The sequence below is a fragment of the Olivibacter sp. 47 genome, assembly GCF_030372825.1.
GTDB classification, from domain to species: Bacteria; Bacteroidota; Bacteroidia; order Sphingobacteriales; family Sphingobacteriaceae; genus Olivibacter; species Olivibacter oleidegradans.
The window spans coordinates 3,772,380-3,795,716 of record NZ_JAUCNR010000001.1 but is presented as its reverse complement, the minus strand read 5'-3'; the positions used below and the strand labels follow the sequence as shown (position 1 = coordinate 3,795,716).

The window sequence follows — 23,337 nt, the reverse complement described above, 5'->3', positions numbered from 1 at the left end:
CGGTTTGCCTATCGGTGCCACGGCACTCCCCATGCGTTGTGCAGGGCAGCCGTCCCTTAGGAACAGCGAGCCTCTCTAGGTTGTACCCACCCGAAAGAAGTCCAGACCTTTTTGCTGCAAAGAACCCACACGGTGATGGAAATTTTCCGGCTTTTTGCGATGCAAATTTATACCTCTTCAGTCAGCAAGCCCGTTGCAAATGCCTGCAAAAAATCTTCCTCTCCATTCCCGGAGAGTGTATTTTTTCTGGGCAGCCTTGCAGACTCGCCCCGCGCGCAAATTTTCGGCATCTATCAAAAAGCCGGGAAATGGCTTTAGCCCGAATTGGGCAGAAATGGATTTTTTAACACTAAAATTTAACGTTATGCAATTTCCAGCAAGACTGGTTTCCGATGCAAGGCTCAGGGAAACCAAAACAGGGAAAAAGGTTACGTCCTTCACCGTGGCACTGAACAAAAGCTTTAAAAACAGTGAAGGCGAAAAGGTACAGCGCACCACTTATGTGGATTGCAGCTACTGGAACAGACCCAACATTACGGGCTATCTCACAAAAGGTTTATTGATTGCTCTTTCAGGCTTCATCACTGCCAATGCGTGGGTGGACAGGGATGGTCATGCGCGGGCAGGTATCCGCATGGAAGTGGACGATATTGACTTTCTGACTGGTAGCAAAAAAATTGGGCAGTCGGAAGAAAGTGAAGGGCAGCAGGAGGGAAAACAGGGGACGGAATCCGTGGAAGTCGTAGGGGAGAAGGACGATGACCTTCCTTTTTAGTCGGGATAGTAAACAGTGATGGACATTTTAATTTTTGAATCATGGCACATAACATTTTTTATAATGAGTTAACGGGACAGCATTCGTTTTTTTCGGTGAAAGAGAAAGCATGGCACGGATTGGGGCAGATCATTGATGGGTACCCAACAAGTGCAGAAGCCATAAAACATGCGGGGCTTGATTATGAAGTGGTGAAAAGCGCTCTGTCCGAACAGGGAAACCCTCGAATTTATCAGAAAGGGAGCTGAGGATGAAATTTCCACGGTATTCAAAAATGTCGTAAACGATGCATATGCGTATGCCATGACAAGCGATACACAGCAAATGGACACAACCAAAGGCACGCTGTTCGGTGCGTACAATGCTGTTACTGGCTATTTCCAGAACGTACGGAATTACAGGGACGGGGAAGCGAAGTTGCAGAGCATCGTATTGGGTGGTACTGCTCAACTCAAGTCACAGAAAGCATTTGAACTATGCTCCGCCTTTGCGGTTGAGGGTGCGGAAATCCTGAATTTCAATTGATTATGAACAGATGGCTGTTTGTACAGGCAGCCGTCTTTAAAATTCCAATATGGATAGCACGGCAAAGTTTAACGGGCACGCTAAAAGCGTGCGGATCAAGACCATTGAGGGGCATTTAACCGTAACGGAAATACGGGCAATAAAAGCGATGCTATCTGAACAGGTTTTGAGAGCTAAGGTGAGCAGAAAGACTTACTCAATTACCGAAAAAAACGGCCTGTATTCGGTATTAATTCAGGAAGCGGACAAAAGTTTGGTATACGGAAAAATAGCGGCTCACCGAGCAACATTTAGCATAAGATGAATAACCACATGGCCACCGCCGTAATCGGTGGTAGGCTTTAATCGAATCATTTAACAGAAATATCATGTCAGAAATGAAAGAAAGAGAAGGATATCGTTCCAAGAATTTTGGACACCTCGGAGTTTACTTTTTGTCGACAGGTCCCGACCCGTCAGGCCCCATGCCGGGGGAGCGGGTGATTATTGTCATTTACAACAGTAAAAATGAAATCGTAAGGAGACTGGAACAGGTGCAGGGGAACTGCGTGGATGAGGGGTGGATAGACTTTTTTGAGAGTGCCAAGTGTAGGCCGTCCGTGTACCAGTACCATATTGTTGACATTGACCAAAATGGTAATCGGGAAATACTCGCATCGCATACAAATCCCGCTGATGCGCGGGCGTGGCTGGACGGGAACTTTCCAAAATGGTCTGAAAAGCACGGAGTACGGGAAGATTAACTGATCATAGGCAACCTTCCGAACGGATGGTTGCCATCCGAAAAAGCAGGGATGGAGTTTGAAATCAAATGAAAAAGGAGCAGGATATGAAAGCATTGGAAGAATTGAACAGTACGGAAAAGGGACGGCTATTGATGCAGCTTTTCCCGTCCCACCTGACAGCACTGGTGGACTATATCGGTACAACCTGTAAGGAACTGCGGGAGCAGGAAGCACAGTTGCGGAAGGAATGGAACAGCCGTAGTATCGTCACGGCAGACTACTGGTTTGACCTTGTGGGACAGGCTGAGAAGCTTATCGGTGACCTGCACTTCACATTGGAGCGGAACCCGAAGGTTTTTGCAGACCAGTTTTTCTATAGCCACTTGGCGGTATTTACCATCGACTGTATTTGCAGCTATGCCGAAACGGTCGGAACAGAGAACAGATTCAGGAAGGCCGTGGAACTGCTTTTTTGAGCAGACAACTGACAAAACAGGAAGATCATGAAAAAGATAACACTCACCCTGTACACCTTCGGGGAACTGGAACCGATGGTACAGGAAAAGGTCATAGAAGATAACCGGTATATCAATACGGGGGATAACTTTTGGTGGCAGGATAGCGTGGAGTATTTTGTCCTGCTTTCCAATACGATTGGCGTACAGGCCGAGCCTGACAAAATATGGTTCAGCGGTTTTTATTCGCAGGGCGACGGAACTGCTTTTGAAGCAGCGATTGATATCATGGCATTGGTGGATGGTGTGCGCTCGGAGCGTTGGAAAGAAACGTTCCCTTGTTTGGAATTGCCTTTTGAGGCGCCCGAGATGGACAGACGGGTACTGGACTTATTGCGCAACGGTCGGGTAGATTTCAGGGCGGGAACAAAGGCGGCACGCAACTCAAATGCCATTTCACTCCGTAGCATATACAGCTTGTCAAGCGATATGCACAGGGAGCATGTCAACATCTCAAAGGAGCTTGAAAAACTCGAAGCTTGGATTGACCATGCGGTGCACGTGCTTAACGGTCACTTCTTTAAGGTACTGACATCAAATTTCGAAACAGAGATACGTGATGAAGCCGTAAAGGATACACTTATTGAACACGGATACCTGTTCACGGCAGATGGCAGAATGGCGGAATTTTTAACAAAACTATCGGAAATGGAAACAATTGAAATTACGGATATGGGCGGGAACCGTATAGCGGTGGACGATCTTGAAGCAAGTATCAAACAGGCAGCGCTTTTCATGGGCTATGCGCACAAGGAGAAGGGGTGGGAAGAAATGGACAGGGAGCGGGCAACCTACTGGAAAGATATACACGAAAAACTAATGAAATTAAAGGAGGAAGGAAATGGTTAAGAGCAGAAAAAGGAAAGGTAAATATCTTTTGAAATGGCACAGCGGGGTTATCACATATGCCAAGCTAATGGGCGTCAATTCGGAAAGGGTAAGGGTGGCGATGGAAGCAGGGGAGATTGTAGCCGACCTTATAGGAGTTGAGCAGGAGAAAATGATAGACTTAAGGAAATATGGAGACTTCGTGTTTTTGCAGGAAGCGCAAGATAAAGAAATGCCGAAAGATGGTAAAAAGGAAGAGAGGACAAAATGAACAGTGTTCAGCTATATGGCGCTTTCTGTACCGCGATAGGCGGATTGCTTTGGCTGCTGGTGCAGCGGAGACGTTTTTATCGCAGGGGATTGGGAGGCTTGCAGCACTTCCGAAACTTTTGGACAGGACTAATCGTCGGCGTAGTGGAATGGGCAGTTGCGGTTGTGTCAATCTTAGCGCTGCTGCTCGGGGCGTTCCTGCTTATTCTGGGAGCGCTCTATGGAAATTAATCGGAATTTAAAATTGGAACTGATGGAAACAAATTTTTTCAAGAACCTTGCCGAAATAGGCGTGCAGGGAAATATGGTGCTGACGGTCAGGCAATTGGAGAACAGCGAATTACTGGTGCTGCTCCATCTGACGGGCAACAATGTAAAAGATGCAGTGGTGAAAACCATCCAGCCCCTGAAACTCAGTGGAACCGCTGAAGAACTGGACAGCCGTTTCTTTGAGACGGTAACGGCTCCTGTAAAGAAAGCGTCGGGATTCTTGGCGGAGGTGGAGGCACAGGAAAAAAGCCTTGCTGAAGCGAGGAAGAAATGGGATGGGCAGAAAAAGAAGGCTAAGCCTACAGCTCAGGCAGAGAAAACGCAGAAGAACGAAGAAAAGGAAAAGGCTTTTTCAGAAGCAATGGAACGTGTAATAGAACTGGAACGGGCAATGGATTACAGCGCAGCGATAGGTGAACTGCCCGACGCAGCGGAATATCCCGATAAACGGCAGGAGATCGCTACCAAGCGGAAGGAACTGGAACAGAAAGAGAAATTGGGAGCTACACTTTTTTAATGTTAACCTCAAAATCAACAAACTATGTTATTGGTCAATGAACTGGAAAGAAAGTTCCTGTTCTCTGAGAACGGACAGGAAATCAAACTGGCAGACCCTGCCACCGAATTACAGCCCGAGGATGTGCGCGATTTTTATTCCGCTCTTTATCCCATCCTGACGACAGCGAAAATCGAAGGGCCCGTTATTAAAGATGATGAAGTGCAGTATGTTTTTCGCACGAAGATGGGAACAAAGGGATAAGGAAATGAAAACAGTAAATAAACGCAGGATTGTAAACGAACAGACATGCAAGCAATGGGAAACATATCAGCGCGTGGGCGCATTTGTCAGGAACCTTGGCAGGGCAAAGGACGCATCGGAAGTACATCGGGACAACAGGAGGAGCGCACCGCTCAGCTTATTGGAAATGCTTTTCTGAAGCACCGCTTTAGCGCAGAACATCTCTGTCCGCATAGAGAACTGATGGCATGGCGTAAAGTGGAGCGGGAGTACTTCCGCTCACTTGCCAACTTATGCGCTTTTTACGGACTTGATGAACCTGATGTAACAGAGATTCCCTATCCGCAGAATATTGTGCATTCCCTTCAGCAGGTCAGCGCTGGACTGAATGCATGCAGCGGGGAGCTGGAATTGTTGCTGCTGCAAAAAGACAACGGACGTACGGTACTGGCAACGGCAAAGTGCTACGCGACTGGCAATAAGATTTTTTACCTCCCCGTTACTACACTGCACCGTCTCTGGAAAGGTAGAGAGCGTATCAAAACAGTCAGACTGGCCATGTCATTGTGTGCCTATATCTATCAGGTACTGGACATTCCCTTCTATGCGGACGAATCCAGTTACCTATGGGGAACCTATCAAACACTGCAAGAATGGTTTATGCAAGGGGAAGATGAATGGACAGATGAAGAGGCGCACGAGGAACTGATGAGCGAACTGCTGTTTATCCAATCGGCAGGGGAGCAGGTGCGTGCTGAAATAAGCAAAAAACAACACCTTGAACGGCTGGAAATAAGAACGGCTGCCTATATCCCCCATAACGAAAATGAGAGACGGCTTCGCTCTGTCTGCTATCAGGCATGCTCGTTAAAGCGTGATTTTCCCGAACGATCTCTCATGGCCTCTATGTCTGCCGATGTATCGGAAGACCCATCCGAGAATCACCTTTATGCAGAGATGTTCATTGGTTTCTATTGGGGCGGTGAAAGCGACGTGCTGGACGAACACCTCATGAATTACCTGAATGACCACTTTTGCGAATGCAGTTCGGGAGATGAAGCGAGAGCTTTTCAGTTTTTTAATAGAAAACCAAAGAAAGAGTGTCACGACCTTTCCTTTGAGAAACGGGCATTTGAACTTTTGGACAGCGCAGCTTATACCCTTTTCAGAATTTAACGGAAGAAAGGAGAAAACAATGAAAAATATAAGTAGAATACTGGAAGATAGCTACAGACCTGTCAAGGCTTTGGTTATCTTCTCAAAAGGAAGAAAGTGGGAAGAGGAGACGTACGTGGAAAGCTATGATATGGACGAACAGGGTATGCCCATCAATGCGCACCCCTTGTCTGAAAAGGAATGCGCGAAAATGGCCTGTGCGCTGAGTATGGACAACAGGGGACGTTCGTGTCTGACAGCAAAAGGGTTGCTTCCAAAAAATATCCTGCACCTTTCGATGACAGGTTCGGAAGGAGGGAGCGTTGTATGGTTTACCCCTGCCCAATCCCGATCGCTCTATTTTCGGAGAGCGGACATTCCCGATGGAGTGGCCTCCGTACCACCCCTTGTATGGAAGGCAACAACGGAAACGCTCTACCTGTGGGCGCTGAAAAGTACAGCAAAGCTGACGGTGGACACTGCTCTCTATAAAGCTCCTTTCCTCAATATCTATGCAGGTGGTAATGTATGTATGGGAAACGTAGATATCGTAGCGGGGAAGATGGGAAGCTTGGAGGAGTTTATTACTTTTTGGGAACAGGCATTTTGGAACAGTGCCTTCAGCCATACGATAGACACAAATATCGTAAAAGATGAGGATGCGGAACTGTTTTGGAGGCAGCTGATCGGGACGGAAAAAAAATTTCCAGTGAACAGGCTTGTCCGATTGGGAAGGAATTTAAAATCGATACTGAAATGAAGAAGATAAAAAAATATGCACATTTCTGTGCCCCCTACCTGCTTGACCCGACTAATCCTGTTACGGTCAACCTGATCGGGGCGGGAGGGACAGGAAGCAGCATGCTCACGGCACTGGCAAGGATAGACTTTGCCCTGTGCAGCTTGGGACATGCGGGACTTGACGTGAATGTCATCGACCCCGATACGATAGAGCGGGCAAATGCTGGGCGTCTGCTGTTTACCGAAGAGGAAGTAGGACTGCCAAAGGCGGTGGCCTTTGTGAACAGGGTGAACCGAACCTTCGGTACCTACTGGAAAGCGTTCGACCAACCGTTTTCCGAAGATATTCCGATGGCTAATATTTTCATTTCCTGTGTGGACAGTGTGGATGTGCGTTTTCAGGTTGCGGATCGTTTAAAGCAATTTAGAGAGAAGAGGCAGATGTATCGGGATACCCCTTACTATTGGATGGATTTCGGCAATAACAGAGACTGTGGTCAGGTGCTGCTTTCCACGGTCACTGCTACCAAACAGCCTAAATCAAAAAAGTTTATCCCTGTAGCGCATCTACCCTTTGTGACAGATGAATACGGCAGCGATCTGCTGAGCGCAGAAGCGGGGGAAGATACACCAAGTTGCAGCTTGGCCGAGGCACTGGAAAAGCAGGAGCTTTTTATTAATTCAACCGTTGCCTCTAACGGGGCTGCACTTCTGTGGCAGCTTTTCCGAAAAGGCATGCTGACCAATAGGGGGTTCTTCATAAACTTAGAGGACTTCCGCATGCAGTCGATTAAGGTCAGTTCTGGAATAAAGGCAAACATTGAAAAAATAGCTGCATGACAATCGTCCGCTGGAAATCGTCCGGCGGCTGGCATTTTCCCCCTGCTGGGGATAAAATGCCAGCCGTTCAGAAAGCGGTGTGGGCGAAATGCCCGCGTTATTGGTTTTCCGTTGGATGAACTTAACATCATATTGTTTTACCCAAAAATTTGTTGAAATGAAACTGGAGATTAAAATCGAGAAATATGTCAAACTGCGAATCATCAAATATGCCCTCCGAGAAGATGGGAGTACGGATTACCATGAAGGGAAAGAGTATTTGAAAGAATATGATCTTCCGCGGGAGCTTTATGAGCGTAAACAGTGGGTGGTGCGCTGGCGCGCGGCATGGTTCCAATGTAGGTATCCCAAGAACGAAATCAGTAGGCAGATTAGCTTTTATGATCTTAAGAGCGGGGTGGATCTGGAATTAGAGCCGGTTCTCAACAGACTGGTTTCAGCCAAAAGAATGGTTACCAAATTGCGCAACGCGATAGCCGAATATGAAGCTGAGCGGGCAACGGAACTGATATGGGAAAAGGAATATGATTCCCTTTATCAGAAAGCACTTTCCAAACTAGAACGCTATGTCACGCAGCGGGACAGGCTTCAGCAGGAAGCAGACAATCTCAGAGTCCGTATAGGTTATGCAAAAAGAAAGGCAGGTTAATGTGATGATCTGTGTTATCCTTATCATTAAGAATGTTCCTTCTAAAGTCTAACTGATATTGAAACCCTTCAATTTCAATCACCCTGCTTTGAGGTATTCCGAATTTATATATTTATTTTAAATTTTCCTTCCCTTTCGCCGTTCCCTTTTCTCTGTTTTTGCAGCGATATTTTTCTGTTTTTGCTTCAGAGGAATTTTAATATCGTAGAATTTCCAGGGCACAATCCTTGCTACGTGGTTCATTGATAGATCATAACCCATAAGACCAGAACGAGGGTCTCTGCCATAAGCCAGTCTGGATCCTATAGGGTCGATTGACTCCAGATTGGGTACCTCTAATATGACGCGGTCTTCCGTTCGGTCTATGCTACCATCGTAAAGAGGATTTACGGCTTTGCATTCACTGATGTTGTAAAAAAGATGATAGACCTCCATATCTTCATAATAGAGATCGTAGTGGAAAATATCCAGGCGAATCTCTTCTCCGGTTCCATCTTTAGGCCGGAGGGTGTTTTCTTTGACGTCTATCTCATATATGTGACCGACCAGATCAATGGTAACGGGCTCTCCATTCATTCTTCTATTAAAAACGTCCTGATTAACCATTATCTCAAAGTCTGTTTTAAGCGCTATATCCCGAAGTGTACATCTGTATTTCCGGCACATGCCATCCGGGTCCAGAACTCCAATACGCGGGATTTTAACCGGGATAGCAGGATCTTTAATATTCGGCCCTTTAGAATCTACATCTCCGAAAATCTCCTGGACGACCTCATCAATGGTTGATGCAGACCGGACAAAATGAAAGTTTTTTGAAACGGCGCTATACTCAAATGAGTAATTCGTACCATCATTATGCATATATTCGAAGTAAATCTCATTATACGGATTGTACTTTTCGATAAGGGAACATCTATCTATATCAAATAGAAACGTAGTTCCCTCAATTTCAATTTCAGGCAAATTTTTTTCATCTCTTACCTCCAATCACTTTTTCATTCCCCTGAACCATCGCCTTCACTTTTATGATAATGTTTTTCTGCTTTTCCGCCGGCATTCTTAATATTATAACACTTCAGCCAAAAGAAATAAAATACCTTCTATAAGAAAGCATTTTCCAACCCCAATGCTATGTCACATTGTGGGACAAGGTTCAGCAAGGAATAGATGCAATAGGTCTGCATTCGCTGAGTAAAAAGAAAAGATAGGCAAGTTTGTCCTATCTTTTTTATCTGATTTAATAAAATCGGTTCTATTCTAGCAACAGCATCCAGTCTTTCGCTTGTTTTGCCTGTTCGTTATACATGATTTTCCATTTACCTGCTGGGATAAGCTGTTCATTAAAGTACCATAAATGAAAACGTTTCCATAGCACGCGTAGATTGTCAACAGCATGGACAACCCTTTCTCTTCGGTATGAGACGGGGGTGTTCGTTTCGGTAAAAAGCACATTGATCATTGACGGATCGATAGAAAACAGGAAGGCATAATATTCAACTCCCTGACTCTGGTTCATAAGCCACACTTCGGCATTAATATCACACATAAGCCGATCAAATTCCTTAGCTATTTTTTTCAAGCGTCTTTCGGAGAGATGTGTTAAGCCGGAGTTATTCATGAACTTGTAGAGATACGTGTATATGCTATTTTATTTTAGTTGTAATTTTTGGAGTCTTTCATCCAGCTCCGTTAGCCCCGCTTTCGAAAGGCAGTCCATCGATAGTTCCTCCAGTTGTTTAATAGCCTCTTGCGATATGGTATCCAATAATCCCTGCGGTTTTTCGCCGCCCTGTAAAGAAATGCCCCGTTGGATCACCTGCGTGAGCAGAAGTACCATGGTCCTGCTGATTCTTAAATCTATCTTTACGTTTTCGTTCATTCCGGGAATGCATAACAACGTTTCATACACACGTCCCAAATCTGTAGTTGTAAGCATATTCATTTATTTTGTAGCCAATAAAAGTCTTGGCACAAATATACTCTAGGGCGAGCGGATTATCTTAATCAGATTTTGAGCAGGATGCTGACTGATATATTGAATATCATCGCTGTGTTTTCAGGATTAAAAAAATTAATGGATTCGGACCGTGGGGTCCTTGAACAGCTGAAGAAAAATTTCATAACAGAAGACAATTAGTTTGAATCGTTTAAAACTAAATTATTAGCCAGCTCCAACAAAAAAAGCAGGATCATAGACCTAACCGCAAATAGTAGAGGATTCATTCTCAATTTCTCCACCTAGATCTGAAGCCAATAGCGAATAAGCATTCAATCGGTCAACAGCGGAAATAAGGCGGTATTTATTTAATTAATCTCCGAAAAGTTACATCACCAGTCGGACAGTTCCCCAATCTTAATCCGATGCACTCAAAGAAAAAGTCGCACAAAATGGGTATCCGTCCGTGCAACGGACAGAACCTCCTTTGCTTCGCCATTTTGTTTCCGTTTTCTTCTCTCAGTCCGACTTTGGCTCGTAAGCATTCCGGCGTCAATTAATTTTTTTATTCATTTAAAACACAGTTATGAAAAATCAATTTATCGCCAATGAACTTCGTCTGACTTATTACAAGAACGAATCGCTAAATGTTTCGGATTTTAAAAAATTAAACTGTTCAGATACGCTTAGCAATGCCTTTAGAAAAATTTGGAATAACAACGAAATTGAAATACGTGAAAGCTTCTATGCTATTTACCTTAACACGGCGCTCAACGCTGTAGGATATTTTAAAATAGCAGATGGCGGAGTAGATTCCGTCGTGGTTGATTTGAGATTGTTGATAACTCCGGCATTGCTTTCAAATGCAAAATTTGTAGCGATAGCACATAATCATCCGTCGGGTTGTTTAACACCAAGTCAAACAGATAAGATCATAACTGAGCAGGTAGTTAAGGCATGCGGAATTATGCAGATGAAACTCATAGACCATATCATCCTTTGTGCCGAAGGCTATTATTCGTTTTCAGATAACGGGGGGGTGTAGCTCCCCAAATTATGTTTATTACTTCAGTTTACATTGGTACCTCGCTATAGTTCTGATAGACTACCACAATCCCGTCAAAGAAAATTGGATAGCGCATCTACATTGCTTGTTTACAATTTAATCAAGGTCGTTCCTTTCAAAAGTACCTCACTAACTTTGTTGCCGTTTAACGAAAAGATGTGGAGGTAATGTGTGGAAGTCCTGATAAACAGCAAATGGATCTGGAGCCGCTCAGAGAAATAGATCTCGTAAGTTATCTTTCTTCTCTGGGTTATGAGCCCGTCAGAGTACGAAGACAGGACTATTGGTACCTTTCTCCACTGAGGATAGAGCGCACAGCTTCTTTCCGGGTTGATCGGATCAGGAATCGTTGGAAAGATTGGGGAGATGGTCAGAGTGGTGGTTTTATCGACTTCGCCATGAAATTTTATGGATGGACCTTTCCTGAGTTCCTGAAGAATTTTTCGGAACAGTATCATCGACCGGTGGTCGCTCACCGATTGCCAAAAGGTGAAACTAACGATACTTCTCCGTTAGTAGAGATAATTAGCGAACGCCCTCTTACGTCCATCGCGCTCCTGCGCTATCTGGACCATCGGTGCATTCCGCGGAAACTGGCCTTTCGTTTTTGCAGGGAAGTTAAGTACCGAATGAACGGCAGTAGTTACTATGCCATAGGTTTTAAAAATGATCGAGCAGGCTATGAACTCCGCAACCCGTATTTTAAAAGTTCGACTACACCCAAAACGGTTACCACCTTCGATAACGGTTCTGATACGCTTTTTGTAGTGGAAGGTTTTTTTGATTTCCTTTCATTGCTGACAGTCTTTGAAAACGAGCTGATCGACAAAGTAAATTTTCTGATTCTCAATTCCCTTTCTTTTTTCGAAGGAGCAAGGGAATTTATGGAGAAGCATAGACATGTCAATCTGTTCCTGGATTGGGACAAAAGCGGTCGGAGTGTTACCGAATACGCCTGCTCACTCGCCGGTTGTTACGGCGACAGCAGTGATCTGTATGCCGGATTTAAGGATTTCAACAAATGGCTGATAGAGAACAGCAAGATTAAATAAAAAGTATATGGAAAAAGCAATGAAGACTTCGGAAGAGGCAGGAATTATTGAAAGGGCACTGGAAGAGCGGGGATATAGCGCATTTTTTGGCGAAGGGTTGAAAGAGCAGATCGCTTCCTTCGTAAATGATCCAAAGAAACCCAATGTGATGGAGCTGGATAAACTAATGGAAGGTGACAGGCTTTTGTTTTCGTTATTGATCAGATCCTTTGACCAGGCCAATCCCGTTCCTGCATTTCTGGTTTCAAGAGGTCTGCCCGACGGAAAAAAAGCAGAGCTGTTCATCCATTCGGTCATGTCGTTTGCCAAAGCGGCCAATCTTGTTCATGGAAGGGCAGTGCAATTGAACTCCAACAGAATCGGTGAATTTGATCCTATATGGGTAAGAGCAAGGTTCAATGTCGATGGAAGCGGTTCGGGTGAAGTGGTAAGGGTGAACGCCTATCAAATGGAGGGAAAAAGGGAACTGAAGAACCTTTTCAAACTTCTGGAACTGGAGAATGAACCGAATATCTTTACCAAGGAGCTCTGGGTAATGAAACTGGCCGGTGGAGATATGCCCTTATTAAATACCCGTTTTGGTAAGTTTTATATATCCGCAGAACCGGAAATCAATTCTCTTTCTCTATGGGATAAAGACAAGAACCTTTTAATCCCCGATATCAAGGATGAGAAAGAAAGGAAGAAAACCTTCAATACAGATATCCAGTCTGAAGAGGAACTGAAACAACCGAAGGTAAAGAGAACCGCAAAATTATAATACATCAGTGTTTATAGAATAAAAATCCCGTTGGGATCACGGCAATTGCCTGGTCTCCGCAATTGGCAAGATGTACCGTTGTTAAACACAACGGAAATGCCCTAGATCCTCCAAAGTCGGAACGGGAATAAAGAATCTGTCAGAACGGGAATTAGTAAATGGGAGATAAGCGATGGAAGGGAAAGAAAATATCAGAAGCAGGATCGTCGGTCTGCGATTAACAATCAAAGAATACGATCGGATCAAGGCGCTATCAAAGGAAAGTACTACCCCTCAATTGAGTGAGTATATCCGCAGGGTTATATTTGAAAAACCGGTTACATTTTTCACGCGAGACCGGTCCATGGATGAACTGATGCAGGAGCTGATGCTGCTGCGAAAAGAGCTCAACAGTATAGGCATTAACTTCAACCAAGCGGTGAAAAAACTCAATGCGCTGGATCGAACAGGCGAGCTGAAATCGTGGGCGACGTCCTATGAAATGGACCGGAGACAGCTATTGAGACAGATAGAAAATATTGCGGCGGTGGTGGCTAAAATGGGCGGGAAATGGTTGCAGTGATCCACGCAAGTAGGAGCTTCAGAACGGTGCTGAACTACAATGAGAATAAGGTCAGGGAAGGTATGGCCGATTGCATTTCCGCAGGCAGTTATCCTAAAAACGTAGTCGATATGGCTTTTAATGAGAAACTTAATCGCCTACGGGATCAGGCTGCACTCAGACCGTCGGTGAAAGTAAACTGCGTCCATGTTTCGCTAAACTTCGACCCATCTGAATCGCTCTCAGCGGTTCAGATGGATGCGATTGCAGAGGACTATCTGGACCGCTTGGGGTTTACTGGACAACCTTATCTGTTGTACAGGCATTACGACGCTGCGCATCCACATGTCCATTTAGTAACAACAAATATCCGGAATGACGGAAGCGCCATCAAGCTCCACAATATCGGTAAGTCCAGATCGGAGGAAGCCAGAAAAGCAATTGAAAAAAAATACCATCTGGTACGCGCAACGGACAGTGAAGCAACAGAAAACACTGTAAAAAGTGCTTATTCCCAGCGCATAGAATACGGGAAATCCGAAACTCGGAGAGCTATCGCGGGTGTCCTGGCGGGTGTGCTTACGACCTATTGCTATGGTTCCGTTGCAGAGCTCAACGCATTGCTCGGTCTTTATAATGTGGAGGCATCCAGGGGAAAAGAAGAATCCAGAATCTACAAAAACAGGGGAGTGATCTACCGCATACTCGATAACCAAGGCAGAGCGATAGGTGTACCGATCAAAGCCAGTTTACTTCCCGGGAAACCCACGCTGAACTTTCTTGAAGAACGCTTTGTCATGAACCGGATTATACGGAGACGGCACCGTTCAAGGTTAAGGAATGCCATTGATATGGCCTTTTTAAAGGGACAGGTAAGTACGGTAAATGATCTCGTCGGATTGCTGAAAACGCAGGGCATCGACACTATAATCAGACGTAATAGTAATGGTGATCTATACGGGATTACCTACGTAGATCACACCACCAAGTGTGTGTTCAACGGGAGTGAACTGGGTAAGAGTTACGGTTCAAATGCGATCAAAAAAAGGAGCGGTGAAACTGATTTTCCGGTATTACCATTAGCGCAACCCGGACGGGAAGAGTGGGGTAAAAGGCAAGAAAAAGACATAGTTACGAGCTCCGTTCCAGTCGAGCAATCGATAGAGACAAATATAACAGGGGATTTTATGGAAACCCTTATCGGTCCGGAGTATGCAAACGAGCAATTGCCGTGGGAATTGCGCAATAGATTGAAGAGAAAGAGGAAGAAAAAGCGGTCACAGGACGAACGCTAGGAGGGGAGAAACATAATGCAGACGGGAGAGAATGAGCAGGCATTAAGGAAGATCCTGGATATGACCAGGCTGATCAGTATGAGCATACTGGCCCTGCATTTTTATTACTATTGTTATGGTGCCTTCAGGGGATGGCAGCTCCATCTGGAGATAACCGACCGCTTGCTCGGTAATGTTGCCCTTACCGGCCTGTTCGATTTCTTCCATAAATCGAAACTTTTTGCGCTATTTTTTCTACTAATCTCCCTACTCGGAGCAAAAGGGAAAAAGGATGAAAAACTGGATCACCGGACGGCTTTTGCCTATATTATTACGGGCATGCTGCTCTATTTTATAAGCTATCTGTGTCTCCTGTTGGATCTTGGTATCGGTTACATCGCGATCGCTTATATGTCAGTAACCTTTACCGGATACCTGCTGATCTTAACAGGAGGAACACTCTTAACGCGTATTATAAAGGCCAACCTTGCTGACGATATTTTCAATGCCGAAAACGAGACATTTCCACAGGAAGAGGGGCTTATGACCAATGAATTTTCCATCAACCTAAGGGCTAAATATCGGCTGAAAGGAAAGATACGCGACTCGTGGCTAAATTTTATTGCGATTTTTCGCGCATGCCTCGTGCTGGGCAGTCCCGGGGCAGGAAAATCGGCCTTCGTTATCCGCCATTTTATCAGCCAGGCCCTCAACCGTCCGAAGAACTATGAGCCGTATACGATGTTTGTATACGACTTTAAATTTCCCGATCTGTCCATCATTGCCTATAACCACTGGCTGAAAAACAGGCATCGGTACCGCGCCAAATCGGATTGCTTCTTTGTCAATTTTGATGATTTGAGCAGGTCGCACAGAGGCAATCCGCTCGATCCCCAGGCAATGGATGATATCACCGATGCATCGGAATCTGCCCGAACTATCCTGCTCGGGCTTAGTCCCGAGTGGAAAAAAAAGCAGGGCGATTTTTTCGTGGAGTCTCCAATTAATTTCGTAACGGCGCTGATCTGGTTTTTACGGAAATATATGGATGGAATTTACTGCACTTTGCCCCATGTAATCGAACTGATGCAGCTCGAATACGACGAACTCTTTACGGTTCTACGTCTGGAAAAAGAGATCGAGGTGCTGGTCAATCCGTTTGTAAACGCCTATATAAATGATGTTATGGAGCAGCTCGAAGGGCAGATTGCCTCGGCAAAGATCGCTATGGCAAGACTGGTTTCTCCCGCGCTTTACTATGTCCTTTCGGGGAATGATTTCAGTTTGGATATCAATGACCCGGATCATCCCAAACTGATCTGCATGGGCAACAACCCGCAAAAACTTCAGATTTACGGTGCGGTACTTTCGCTATATGTGAACAGGTTATTGAAGATCATTAACAAGAAAAACAAACTGAAATCAATGCTGATCTTTGATGAATTTCCCACCCTGACTGCGGACGTCATACCCACGATCAGCACGGGCAGATCAAATCTGATAAGCTGTATTCTTGGTATCCAGGATGTAAGTCAGCTGCGGAAAGATTATGGAAAGGAACAGGCTGATGTGATCATGAATATCGTAGGAAACATCGTTGCAGGGCAGGTAACAGGGGACACTGCTAAACAGCTTTCCGAGCGGATCGGAAAGATCATGCAGGACCGCCAAAGCCTTTCGATCAACAGTGGCGATACGTCCATCAGCAAGAACAAACAGCTGGAATATGCCGTTCCGGCTTCCCGGATTGCAGCCCTCAGTTCGGGGGAATTCGTGGGAATGCTCTCCGATACACCCCAACAGCGGATGCCACTTAAAGCCTTCCATTGTGAAATCCAGAACGATTTTGATGCCATTGAAAAAGAGGAGAAAGCATACAAGCAGATCCCCATTATTCGTCAGGTAGATAGCGCTATGGTCATGGCTAACTACTACCGGATAAGGCAGGAGGTACGTGACATCGTCTCAACCGAAATGAACCGGATGTTGAACGATCCTGCGCTGAGACATCTTATCGTAAAGAAAAATTAATAGGAACAAACAATACAGAACTTAACTATGAAGAAGAAGAATTTGATACCCGGAGAAGAAATTGTAAGATTGATTTTGGCGTTGCAAACGTGGGATGAGGAAGCTGTGATGGAAGATCTCGATTATGCAGGAGTGGCTACAAAAAGCTATGTCCGAACGGAGGTCAGGATCGAAGAGCTGCGAAGGCAGGACATCCATCTACATACGTTTATAGACGACCGATATGATATTGGACCATTGTTAACAGAAATACCTCCTATCCTAATAGGAAGGCGCTATACACATGGACCTTACAGCGAAAATTTAGTTGTGGATGGATTTTACCGGGTTGCTGCAGCGTACGCAGCAGGTTTAAAAACGATTGAGGCATATGTTCCTGAAACAGGTACGGTTTATATTACATAGGACCTGTTCGTTAATGAGATCACGTATCCGAATATTATATTAAACAGATGGTTTGGTCATTGATTTTATTACAGTAAGCCGTTTTTGTCGTATATTCTCGTTATCTATAATCTTTATAACACGGATTATAGATAATCACTATTCCTTTTTCATAAATAGTTCGACAAAATCGATTTGAACAATTTTTTACGGTTTGTTGACTATATATGAATAGCAATCTTATGAACATTCAGACAAGCTTCTCGAAGGTTTTCGTAATAAGTGGGGTGCCCATGTGTCGTCCGAAATACGTCTTCCGATGAAGCTCTAAATTCCAACGCTATACTTGCTTCGCCTATCAGGTCGGAGGCCCTCTCTCCGATGATATGAAAACCCAATATTTCATCTGTATCTTCGTCTGTTAGAACTTTCGCAATACCTTCCGTTTTTCCACTTGTGATTGCTCTTCCAGATGCCGAGAAAGGGAAATGTCCAACCCTGTATCTCCTCCCGGCAGCTTTTAATTCTTCTTCAGTCTTGCCAATGCCTGCCACTTCGGGACTTGTATATACAATGGTTGGGATAAAATCATAATTGATGTGCGGTTTCTGTCCTGCGATAATTTCAGCTACGTATATACCTTCTTCTGACGCTTTATGTGCCAACATTGGACCTTTTATTACGTCTCCGATAGCATAAACACCCTTAATATTTGTTTCCAAGTTTCCATCTGTTACAATCTGCCCTTTCGCCGAAAGCTCAATTCCAATTTTTTCAAGACCTAATTGGGCCGTGTAAGGCTTTCTGCCAATAGCGATAAGACAATAATCTCCTCGCAGTGTGATGCTTTTTCCCTCCCCGTCTTCCGCTGTAACAGATACTTCCTTTCCATTGTTGACTGCTTCGGTTACTTTATGGTTCAGTAGAAAATTGAAGCCAAGATTTGTTTTAAGCGATTTCTGAAGTTCGGATCCCATTTTCCTATCCATAGTGGCTATGATACTATCTGTATATTCCAATACGGTAATTTCGCTTCCAAGCCTACCATATACAGAACCAAGTTCCATACCGATTACCCCACCACCAACTACAATCAGATGTTTTGGAATTTCTTTTAACGTTAGTGCTTCAGTTGAACTGATAATTCGCTGCTGATCAATATCTATATTAGGAAGGGATGCAGGCTTTGAACCGGTAGCAATGATGATGTTCTTTCCGGTAACTGTTTTTTCTCCATTGTCGGATTTAATTAAAATATTATTTTTATCGATGAAGGAAGCAACCCCGATGAAAACACTTACCTTATTTTTTTTCATCAAATAGCTAACGCCGCCATTTATTTTGGAAACGACACTTGATTTCCGTGCAATCATATTCGACAAATCTACTCTCGGGTTATCAACGGAAATCCCATGGCTCTGCGCGTTTCTTATCTCGTGAAAGCGCTCAGAACTGTCCAACATGGCTTTAGATGGTATACAACCAACATTTAGACATGTCCCTCCCAACACAGGATATTTTTCGATAATTGCTGTCTTCATTCCTAATTGTCCGCAGCGTATTGCTGATACATAGCCGCCTGGGCCTGAACCTATTATAATCACATCAAATTGGTTTTCCATTTTTTTTCTATTTTATGACTATGGTTTCCAGTATTTCTCCGGCTGTTTGGAAAGGCTTACTGTACATCATAGTAAACTGTTATACATTTAAAAATTAAAACGACAATCATAAATTTTTAGATTGTGTGATATTTTTATAGCTGCTGTTTATATATCCGTACCAACAACGAGAATCTACGACACCACCCTTTGAAAGCTATGCCATTCATTAATCTCCATCGTAAGTTCCTGATATTCGCTTGAATATCTGTATATATTTTCTTCTTAAATGTCGGTAGCAAAATGATTGTAAATAAGAGCATTTAATTTTCCTTGTACTGATTTTAAATCTTGTACACATACAGAGGATTTGTATAGTTGAATCCTGATTTAATGTCAACATAAGCCTAATGCAGGAAACAATTCTCGTTAAACATAATCTTCCCTGATTTTTAAACTGATGGAGAAATCAGTATTGCAAAGAAACGTGAATACAATATTATAAGGATTATGTTGTAGCCATAGACTTCTCGAAATGTGTATTAAAAAGATTTTTCGCGATTGGTAGGCTGAGAAATATAGCCTGTAGCATTTTTCTAAATATACGTATTGGGTTGAGGTCATCCGATTATTTCAAATTTGTACCAACTTCTCTAGAGCTACGCAAAATCTAATCCCAAATAAATAAAAGATGCTGTCCAAGCATCTGCACAGACAGCATCTTAAAATCTTCCCGGGTTAATGAGCGGCCTATATCAATTATCCTTCCTGTTTGCCCTTATGATGCTCTTTTTCCGGGTGATGTTCAGGGTGTTGATGATGTTCATCCTCCTCATGTTGTTCCGGCTTATTGGGATCAAAGCCCTCATGATGTTCTTTGTGGGGATGATGTTCCTTTTCCCTGTGGTGTTCGGAATGAGAATGCTTTTCTGTGCCTTTGCTGTTTTGAGCCTGTTCTGGCGATGTTTGATTTTCCATAAGTTTTTTATTAATAATACTACTTTCAAAAGATGCCGAATATCCGATTCGTTATGCTTACAACACCTGTCGTACAAAATTTGTTTGGCCCATTTTTTCGATGTTTTAAATAATAATAGAATTTAGCGTGGCCTGACGATTATCAAAATTATTTTTCTATTTGCTTTTTGCGCATTATTCTTTTTTGTTGCTAAAGAGTTTTGCGACGAACCTTCTATACCAGTTAAATTGATTGACAAAGAATATTAACAGCGTAAGACCGGTGGCAGAAAAGGCAAGTACATACATATTCAGCGCAATCGCCACGCCTACAGCAGAAGTAGTCCACAAACCTGCTGCCGTTGTTAAGCCCTTGGGCATATTCCTTTCGTCCCGAAAAATAATCCCCGCCCCTATAAAGCCAAGTCCCGTGGCAATAGCAGCCAGTGTTCTGGCTATCGCAGAACTGTCTTCGCTGAGATGGGCGGAAATGGACACAAAAAGACAGGCGGCCACGCATATACATGCGAATGTGCGTATGCCCATATTGTTTTTATCCCTTTCCCTTTCAAGGCCTATAATGCCTCCCAAAAAAGCCGCTAAAACTAACTTTGCGGAAAGTAAAAGCTCAAATTCTATATCCATTTCTTCATGTTTGTCAGGGGATGATATATTTGTTTCATTTTTTGTTGTAGGCTTTCAAAAGCTAAACTGCATTCTCAACGTCGCAATACCTTCCTTATCTATATTCCCATAGCCCGCGATCTTTGTTTTTTCATTGGTAGGCCTCTCGTACCACAACGTAACTTTCATATAGTCGTTGATGTAACGGAGCAAACCAAGTCCCCATGTGTCATACCTTATGTCTGCTTTGGTAAATCCTTTGGAAGGGTCGACGTCGTCTCCGTTAATTTTTTTATTCGGATCGTACCAGTCATATTTAAATATCAGAACATTATTCCAGCTACCAATGTTCTGAAGAAAATAGAAATATCCTCCATCAAAAAGTCTTGTCGAGAGCGGAACCGGATTTCCCTGTTCGTCGACCGGTAAACTACCGGGTGTTTCGGATGTGCCTAAAGTGGACGTTTGCAAACCACGGATATATTCAAATCGGAATTCGGTTTGGCCTTTTTTGCTATTGGGCAGTATGATCTGCATATCGGCACCCACATAATTCCTTGCCGCGTTCTTACCTATATTATTAGCGGAAGAGTCAGCCCGCATTATAAAAAGATTGTTCTCCTGACGGGTCTTGTATATCAATGCGTTCCTGCTCGTTATACCTCCCCAAAAGCCACTTACCCCTCCGGCAATCCGCACTTTTGATTTGCCTATTTTCTGTTTTTTACTGCTGATTCTCATAATGACATCTTTACGATTGTCATATTCCATCGTTCCGGACATACCCTGCCCGTTGTAAATGCCAAGGTCGACCGTCAGCCATTTCATTGCAGATTCTGCCCTCCTTGGATTAAGACTGACCATAAAGCCAAGATCCCTTTCCGTTTTCATCAGAATCTGGGACATCCGGCCTCTTTCGGGAGCCTCCCTGTATGAGGATGAATATAACACTTCGTGCCCGAATGGCCTGGCCATCATGCCTGCCGAAAAATGAAAAAGTTTAAACTTATTTTCATAGAAACGTCCCCAGAAGTCCCGGATATTTACACCCCTTTCAGTTCCGTCAAATTGAAAAAGAAAATAAACGGATGGACTTCCATCATCCAGATAATGGGAAAAATCCATTCGGAAGCGCCCTCTTCTCAATCTGAAGCGATTGCTTGAATATGCTCCCCAATCTCCGCCCTGATAAATATTGTCGTTACCCCTGGTCTGTGATATTTGGAACTGGGGCTGCATATAACCGCTGAACCCGATATGACTGTATTGATTGTAGAGTTTAATGATATTACGTCCGAATATGGTGTTCGTATCTATCATGTTGGTCAGTAGCCCGTTATCGTTCCTCAACATTTCGGGTAATTCTCTTTTCAGCTGCGCGCCAACGTGTTGGACACATAAGAATGTTCCCAACAGAAGTAATGCCTTTATGCAGCTTCTATTCAATGGCAGCATAAGCATATCTCTTTTATATTACATTTCATAATACTGTTCAATTTAGCAAAACGGAGATCAAACGAACATCATTGCTCTCTGTTCTGAAATTAGGTGTTAACGTTTGAAAATTGAGTCTGCGTGTAATGGAAAGAGGATATAGCCGGCTATTATATAAGCTTTCGGCTATATCCATTCCCCAGTTAACTGCAATACCTCAAATGATGGGATCCAAACATATCAATGCCCGTATCCAGTTCGTATTGACCCTAAAAAGGAATCACTCGAGCACGGATCAATAGTGGCCGTTGATCAAAATCAATGTTCATGTCCACCGGTATTGCTCAACTTGGCATTGATAAAGAAAGCTCCCTTTACAACCACTTCGGATTTGTCGGGAATCTCACCGACAGGAGTGATGGCGGTATAGCCCAGTTCGGTTACACCTTTGGATACTTCTACTTTTTCGAAATTCATGTTGGGACCATGGTCTTTATTTTCTGCCAGATGATCGTGCTTATCATCTGTTCCATGTTCGTGTGGCTCCTCACCGCTACCATGAGCTTCGCCTTCTTCATGCCCATGTTCACTTTCGGGCTCCTTGTCGGTATGTACAAAAATGTAATATTTTCCATCGGCCTCCACAATGGCCTCACTAGGGACTGCAGTAGCAAGAACATCTTCTATACTCACCATACCCGAAATATTCATGCCATCGATCAATCCGTTTTTTTCACCCGTAACCAGGCAATGAACAGCCACGGTCTTGCTATCGTCTTCAAACGATGAACCTATGTTGAACACCTTGGCCGTATAGCTGGCGGCCGGGTTGTTGGTAATCGTGAAATTTACCGTCTGTCCGACTTTGATATTTGGAAGGTCCCGTTCGAACACCTGCATATCCAAGTGTAACAATCCGTTATCCACGATCTCGACCACGGGCGAAGACACATCGACATAATTGCCAATTTTGGCAAATTCCCTGCTGACCGTGCCGCTTATGGGGCTGCCGACAAATAATACCGACTGGATATTGGCGCTGCTGATTTTGTCCGGATTTATCCCCATTAGCTGGATCTGCTTTCGCAGTGAGGCTTCACGGGCACGTATCGTGTTAAGTTCTGCGGTGGCATTTTGCAGATTCTTCAGGGCACCGGCACTGCCTTCGTTCAATTCTTTCTGTCGCTGCATTTCCTGTTCGGACAGGGTTATCCTGCTGGACAGCGCCACATATTCTTCCTGAAGCTGTAGAAATTGTGGATTTTCGATGGTCGCTATTACCTGGCCTTTTTTTACATAATCTCCCAACTGAACCTTCAGCGTCTTGACAACGCCGCCGTAGAGCGATGTGGCATTCGCTTTATTGTTGTTCGGTACCCGCAACCTTCCATTGGCCTTAATGAAAGCAGTGAGGTTCCTCTTTTCAATGGTTCCCATCCGAATATTCACAGCTTTAATCTGCTCTTGAGTAAGAGTGGCAATAGTTGACGATCCTTCCTCATGTCCTTCGTCGCCGGTAGCTTCAGATGCCTTCGCCTCTGTCCCGTGGCCATGTCCGTCATCTTCGCTGTGTTTTCCCCCGCAACCGTTCAATGAAAGGACAACGAGGAAGGCAAATAATATTTTTATCAAGATTTTCATTTTG

29 protein-coding genes and 1 pseudogene are annotated in these 23,337 nt (G+C 44.1%); 22 read left to right on the top strand and 8 right to left on the bottom strand.

Features of this window, described 5'->3' with window-relative positions; all coding sequences use genetic code 11:
- The first annotated feature begins 256 nt into the window (after positions 1–256).
- The 15 genes and pseudogenes from QT327_RS16665 to QT327_RS16600 all read left to right on the top strand — a co-directional run bounded on the left by QT327_RS16665 (position 257) and on the right by QT327_RS16600 (position 8,032).
- Positions 257–775: a single-stranded DNA-binding protein gene (locus tag QT327_RS16665; RefSeq protein ID WP_289553453.1), complete on the top strand. Its 519-nt coding sequence runs from the start codon at positions 257–259 to the stop codon at positions 773–775.
- 41 nt (positions 776–816) lie between these two features.
- Positions 817–1,023 (top strand): hypothetical protein, encoded by a 207-nt coding sequence (locus tag QT327_RS28540; protein ID WP_341273591.1) that lies wholly within the window; start codon positions 817–819, stop codon positions 1,021–1,023.
- A pseudogene (locus tag QT327_RS16660) lies at positions 974–1,300 on the top strand (DUF932 domain-containing protein); the annotation flags it as partial. The gene QT327_RS28540 and the pseudogene QT327_RS16660, both read left to right, overlap by 50 nt.
- A 49-nt stretch (positions 1,301–1,349) precedes the next feature.
- Positions 1,350–1,604: a hypothetical protein gene (locus tag QT327_RS16655; protein WP_289553451.1), complete on the top strand. Its 255-nt coding sequence runs from the start codon at positions 1,350–1,352 to the stop codon at positions 1,602–1,604.
- Between the two features lie 64 nt (positions 1,605–1,668).
- Positions 1,669–2,043: a hypothetical protein gene (locus QT327_RS16650; protein WP_130857249.1), complete on the top strand. Its 375-nt coding sequence runs from the start codon at positions 1,669–1,671 to the stop codon at positions 2,041–2,043.
- A gap of 86 nt (positions 2,044–2,129) precedes the next feature.
- On the top strand, positions 2,130–2,501 hold the full coding sequence (locus QT327_RS16645) for a hypothetical protein (protein ID WP_289553450.1): 372 nt from the start codon (positions 2,130–2,132) through the stop codon (positions 2,499–2,501).
- Between the two features lie 27 nt (positions 2,502–2,528).
- Positions 2,529–3,389, top strand: coding sequence for a DUF8835 domain-containing pootine (locus QT327_RS16640; protein WP_289553448.1), 861 nt, complete (start codon positions 2,529–2,531; stop codon positions 3,387–3,389).
- Positions 3,382–3,639, top strand: coding sequence for a hypothetical protein (locus QT327_RS16635; protein WP_289553447.1), 258 nt, complete (start codon positions 3,382–3,384; stop codon positions 3,637–3,639). Before QT327_RS16640 ends, QT327_RS16635 begins: the two co-directional genes overlap by 8 nt.
- Positions 3,636–3,869, top strand: a complete 234-nt coding sequence (locus QT327_RS16630) for a hypothetical protein (RefSeq protein ID WP_289553446.1) — start codon at positions 3,636–3,638, stop codon at positions 3,867–3,869. The genes QT327_RS16635 and QT327_RS16630 overlap by 4 nt, the downstream gene beginning before the upstream one ends.
- A 22-nt stretch (positions 3,870–3,891) precedes the next feature.
- Positions 3,892–4,425 (top strand): PRTRC system protein E, encoded by a 534-nt coding sequence (locus QT327_RS16625; RefSeq protein ID WP_289553444.1) that lies wholly within the window; start codon positions 3,892–3,894, stop codon positions 4,423–4,425.
- A 24-nt stretch (positions 4,426–4,449) separates the two neighbouring features.
- Positions 4,450–4,668 (top strand): PRTRC system protein C, encoded by a 219-nt coding sequence (locus tag QT327_RS16620; protein ID WP_130857255.1) that lies wholly within the window; start codon positions 4,450–4,452, stop codon positions 4,666–4,668.
- A gap of 54 nt (positions 4,669–4,722) precedes the next feature.
- Positions 4,723–5,823, top strand: a complete 1,101-nt coding sequence (locus QT327_RS16615) for a hypothetical protein (protein WP_289553442.1) — start codon at positions 4,723–4,725, stop codon at positions 5,821–5,823.
- 19 nt (positions 5,824–5,842) lie between these two features.
- Positions 5,843–6,562: a PRTRC system protein B gene (locus QT327_RS16610; RefSeq protein ID WP_289553441.1), complete on the top strand. Its 720-nt coding sequence runs from the start codon at positions 5,843–5,845 to the stop codon at positions 6,560–6,562.
- Positions 6,559–7,383 (top strand): PRTRC system ThiF family protein, encoded by an 825-nt coding sequence (locus QT327_RS16605; RefSeq protein ID WP_289553440.1) that lies wholly within the window; start codon positions 6,559–6,561, stop codon positions 7,381–7,383. The genes QT327_RS16610 and QT327_RS16605 overlap by 4 nt, the downstream gene beginning before the upstream one ends.
- Positions 7,384–7,540: 157 nt before the next feature.
- The gene (locus tag QT327_RS16600; protein WP_289553438.1) at positions 7,541–8,032 is read left to right on the top strand and encodes a hypothetical protein; all 492 of its coding nucleotides are present in this window, start codon (positions 7,541–7,543) and stop codon (positions 8,030–8,032) included.
- Positions 8,033–8,149: 117 nt separating this feature from the next.
- On the opposite strand, the gene QT327_RS16595 is transcribed toward QT327_RS16600, so the two are convergent.
- The 3 genes from QT327_RS16595 to QT327_RS16585 all read right to left on the bottom strand — a co-directional run bounded on the left by QT327_RS16595 (position 8,150) and on the right by QT327_RS16585 (position 9,968).
- Positions 8,150–9,019: a hypothetical protein gene (locus tag QT327_RS16595; protein ID WP_289553437.1), complete on the bottom strand. Its 870-nt coding sequence runs from the start codon at positions 9,017–9,019 to the stop codon at positions 8,150–8,152.
- A 265-nt stretch (positions 9,020–9,284) separates the two neighbouring features.
- Positions 9,285–9,548 carry a hypothetical protein gene (locus QT327_RS16590; protein ID WP_289553436.1) on the bottom strand — a complete coding sequence of 88 codons (264 nt, stop codon included), beginning with the start codon at positions 9,546–9,548 and terminating at the stop codon, positions 9,285–9,287.
- Positions 9,549–9,680: 132 nt separating this feature from the next.
- Positions 9,681–9,968, bottom strand: a complete 288-nt coding sequence (locus QT327_RS16585) for a hypothetical protein (protein WP_130857260.1) — start codon at positions 9,966–9,968, stop codon at positions 9,681–9,683.
- 586 nt (positions 9,969–10,554) lie between these two features.
- Here QT327_RS16585 and QT327_RS16580 point away from each other — a divergent pair.
- The 7 genes from QT327_RS16580 to QT327_RS16550 all read left to right on the top strand — a co-directional run bounded on the left by QT327_RS16580 (position 10,555) and on the right by QT327_RS16550 (position 17,097).
- Positions 10,555–11,013, top strand: coding sequence for a JAB domain-containing protein (locus QT327_RS16580; RefSeq protein WP_289553435.1), 459 nt, complete (start codon positions 10,555–10,557; stop codon positions 11,011–11,013).
- A 188-nt stretch (positions 11,014–11,201) separates the two neighbouring features.
- Positions 11,202–12,086, top strand: coding sequence for a DUF8464 domain-containing protein (locus QT327_RS16575; RefSeq protein ID WP_289554440.1), 885 nt, complete (start codon positions 11,202–11,204; stop codon positions 12,084–12,086).
- A gap of 7 nt (positions 12,087–12,093) precedes the next feature.
- Positions 12,094–12,846, top strand: a complete 753-nt coding sequence (locus tag QT327_RS16570) for a hypothetical protein (protein WP_130857263.1) — start codon at positions 12,094–12,096, stop codon at positions 12,844–12,846.
- Between the two features lie 172 nt (positions 12,847–13,018).
- Entirely contained in the window at positions 13,019–13,408 is a 390-nt protein-coding gene (locus QT327_RS16565) for a plasmid mobilization protein (RefSeq protein ID WP_289553433.1), read from the top strand.
- Entirely contained in the window at positions 13,396–14,682 is a 1,287-nt protein-coding gene (locus tag QT327_RS16560; RefSeq protein WP_289553432.1) for a relaxase/mobilization nuclease domain-containing protein, read from the top strand. Before QT327_RS16565 ends, QT327_RS16560 begins: the two co-directional genes overlap by 13 nt.
- 15 nt (positions 14,683–14,697) lie before the next feature.
- Positions 14,698–16,692, top strand: coding sequence for a conjugal transfer protein MobC (gene mobC / locus QT327_RS16555; RefSeq protein ID WP_289553431.1), 1,995 nt, complete (start codon positions 14,698–14,700; stop codon positions 16,690–16,692).
- Positions 16,693–16,719: 27 nt separating this feature from the next.
- Positions 16,720–17,097 (top strand): hypothetical protein, encoded by a 378-nt coding sequence (locus QT327_RS16550; protein WP_289553429.1) that lies wholly within the window; start codon positions 16,720–16,722, stop codon positions 17,095–17,097.
- 200 nt (positions 17,098–17,297) lie between these two features.
- On the opposite strand, the gene lpdA is transcribed toward QT327_RS16550, so the two are convergent.
- The 5 genes from lpdA to QT327_RS16525 all read right to left on the bottom strand — a co-directional run bounded on the left by lpdA (position 17,298) and on the right by QT327_RS16525 (position 23,333).
- The gene (lpdA, locus tag QT327_RS16545) at positions 17,298–18,698 is read right to left on the bottom strand and encodes a dihydrolipoyl dehydrogenase (RefSeq protein WP_289553427.1); all 1,401 of its coding nucleotides are present in this window, start codon (positions 18,696–18,698) and stop codon (positions 17,298–17,300) included.
- Positions 18,699–19,436: 738 nt separating this feature from the next.
- Positions 19,437–19,655, bottom strand: coding sequence for a hypothetical protein (locus QT327_RS16540; RefSeq protein ID WP_289553426.1), 219 nt, complete (start codon positions 19,653–19,655; stop codon positions 19,437–19,439).
- A 174-nt stretch (positions 19,656–19,829) separates the two neighbouring features.
- The gene (locus tag QT327_RS16535; protein ID WP_130857270.1) at positions 19,830–20,279 is read right to left on the bottom strand and encodes an MgtC/SapB family protein; all 450 of its coding nucleotides are present in this window, start codon (positions 20,277–20,279) and stop codon (positions 19,830–19,832) included.
- 54 nt (positions 20,280–20,333) lie between these two features.
- The gene (locus QT327_RS16530; RefSeq protein WP_130857271.1) at positions 20,334–21,713 is read right to left on the bottom strand and encodes a putative porin; all 1,380 of its coding nucleotides are present in this window, start codon (positions 21,711–21,713) and stop codon (positions 20,334–20,336) included.
- Between the two features lie 297 nt (positions 21,714–22,010).
- Positions 22,011–23,333: an efflux RND transporter periplasmic adaptor subunit gene (locus tag QT327_RS16525; RefSeq protein WP_289553424.1), complete on the bottom strand. Its 1,323-nt coding sequence runs from the start codon at positions 23,331–23,333 to the stop codon at positions 22,011–22,013.
- Positions 23,334–23,337: the final 4 nt, after the last annotated feature.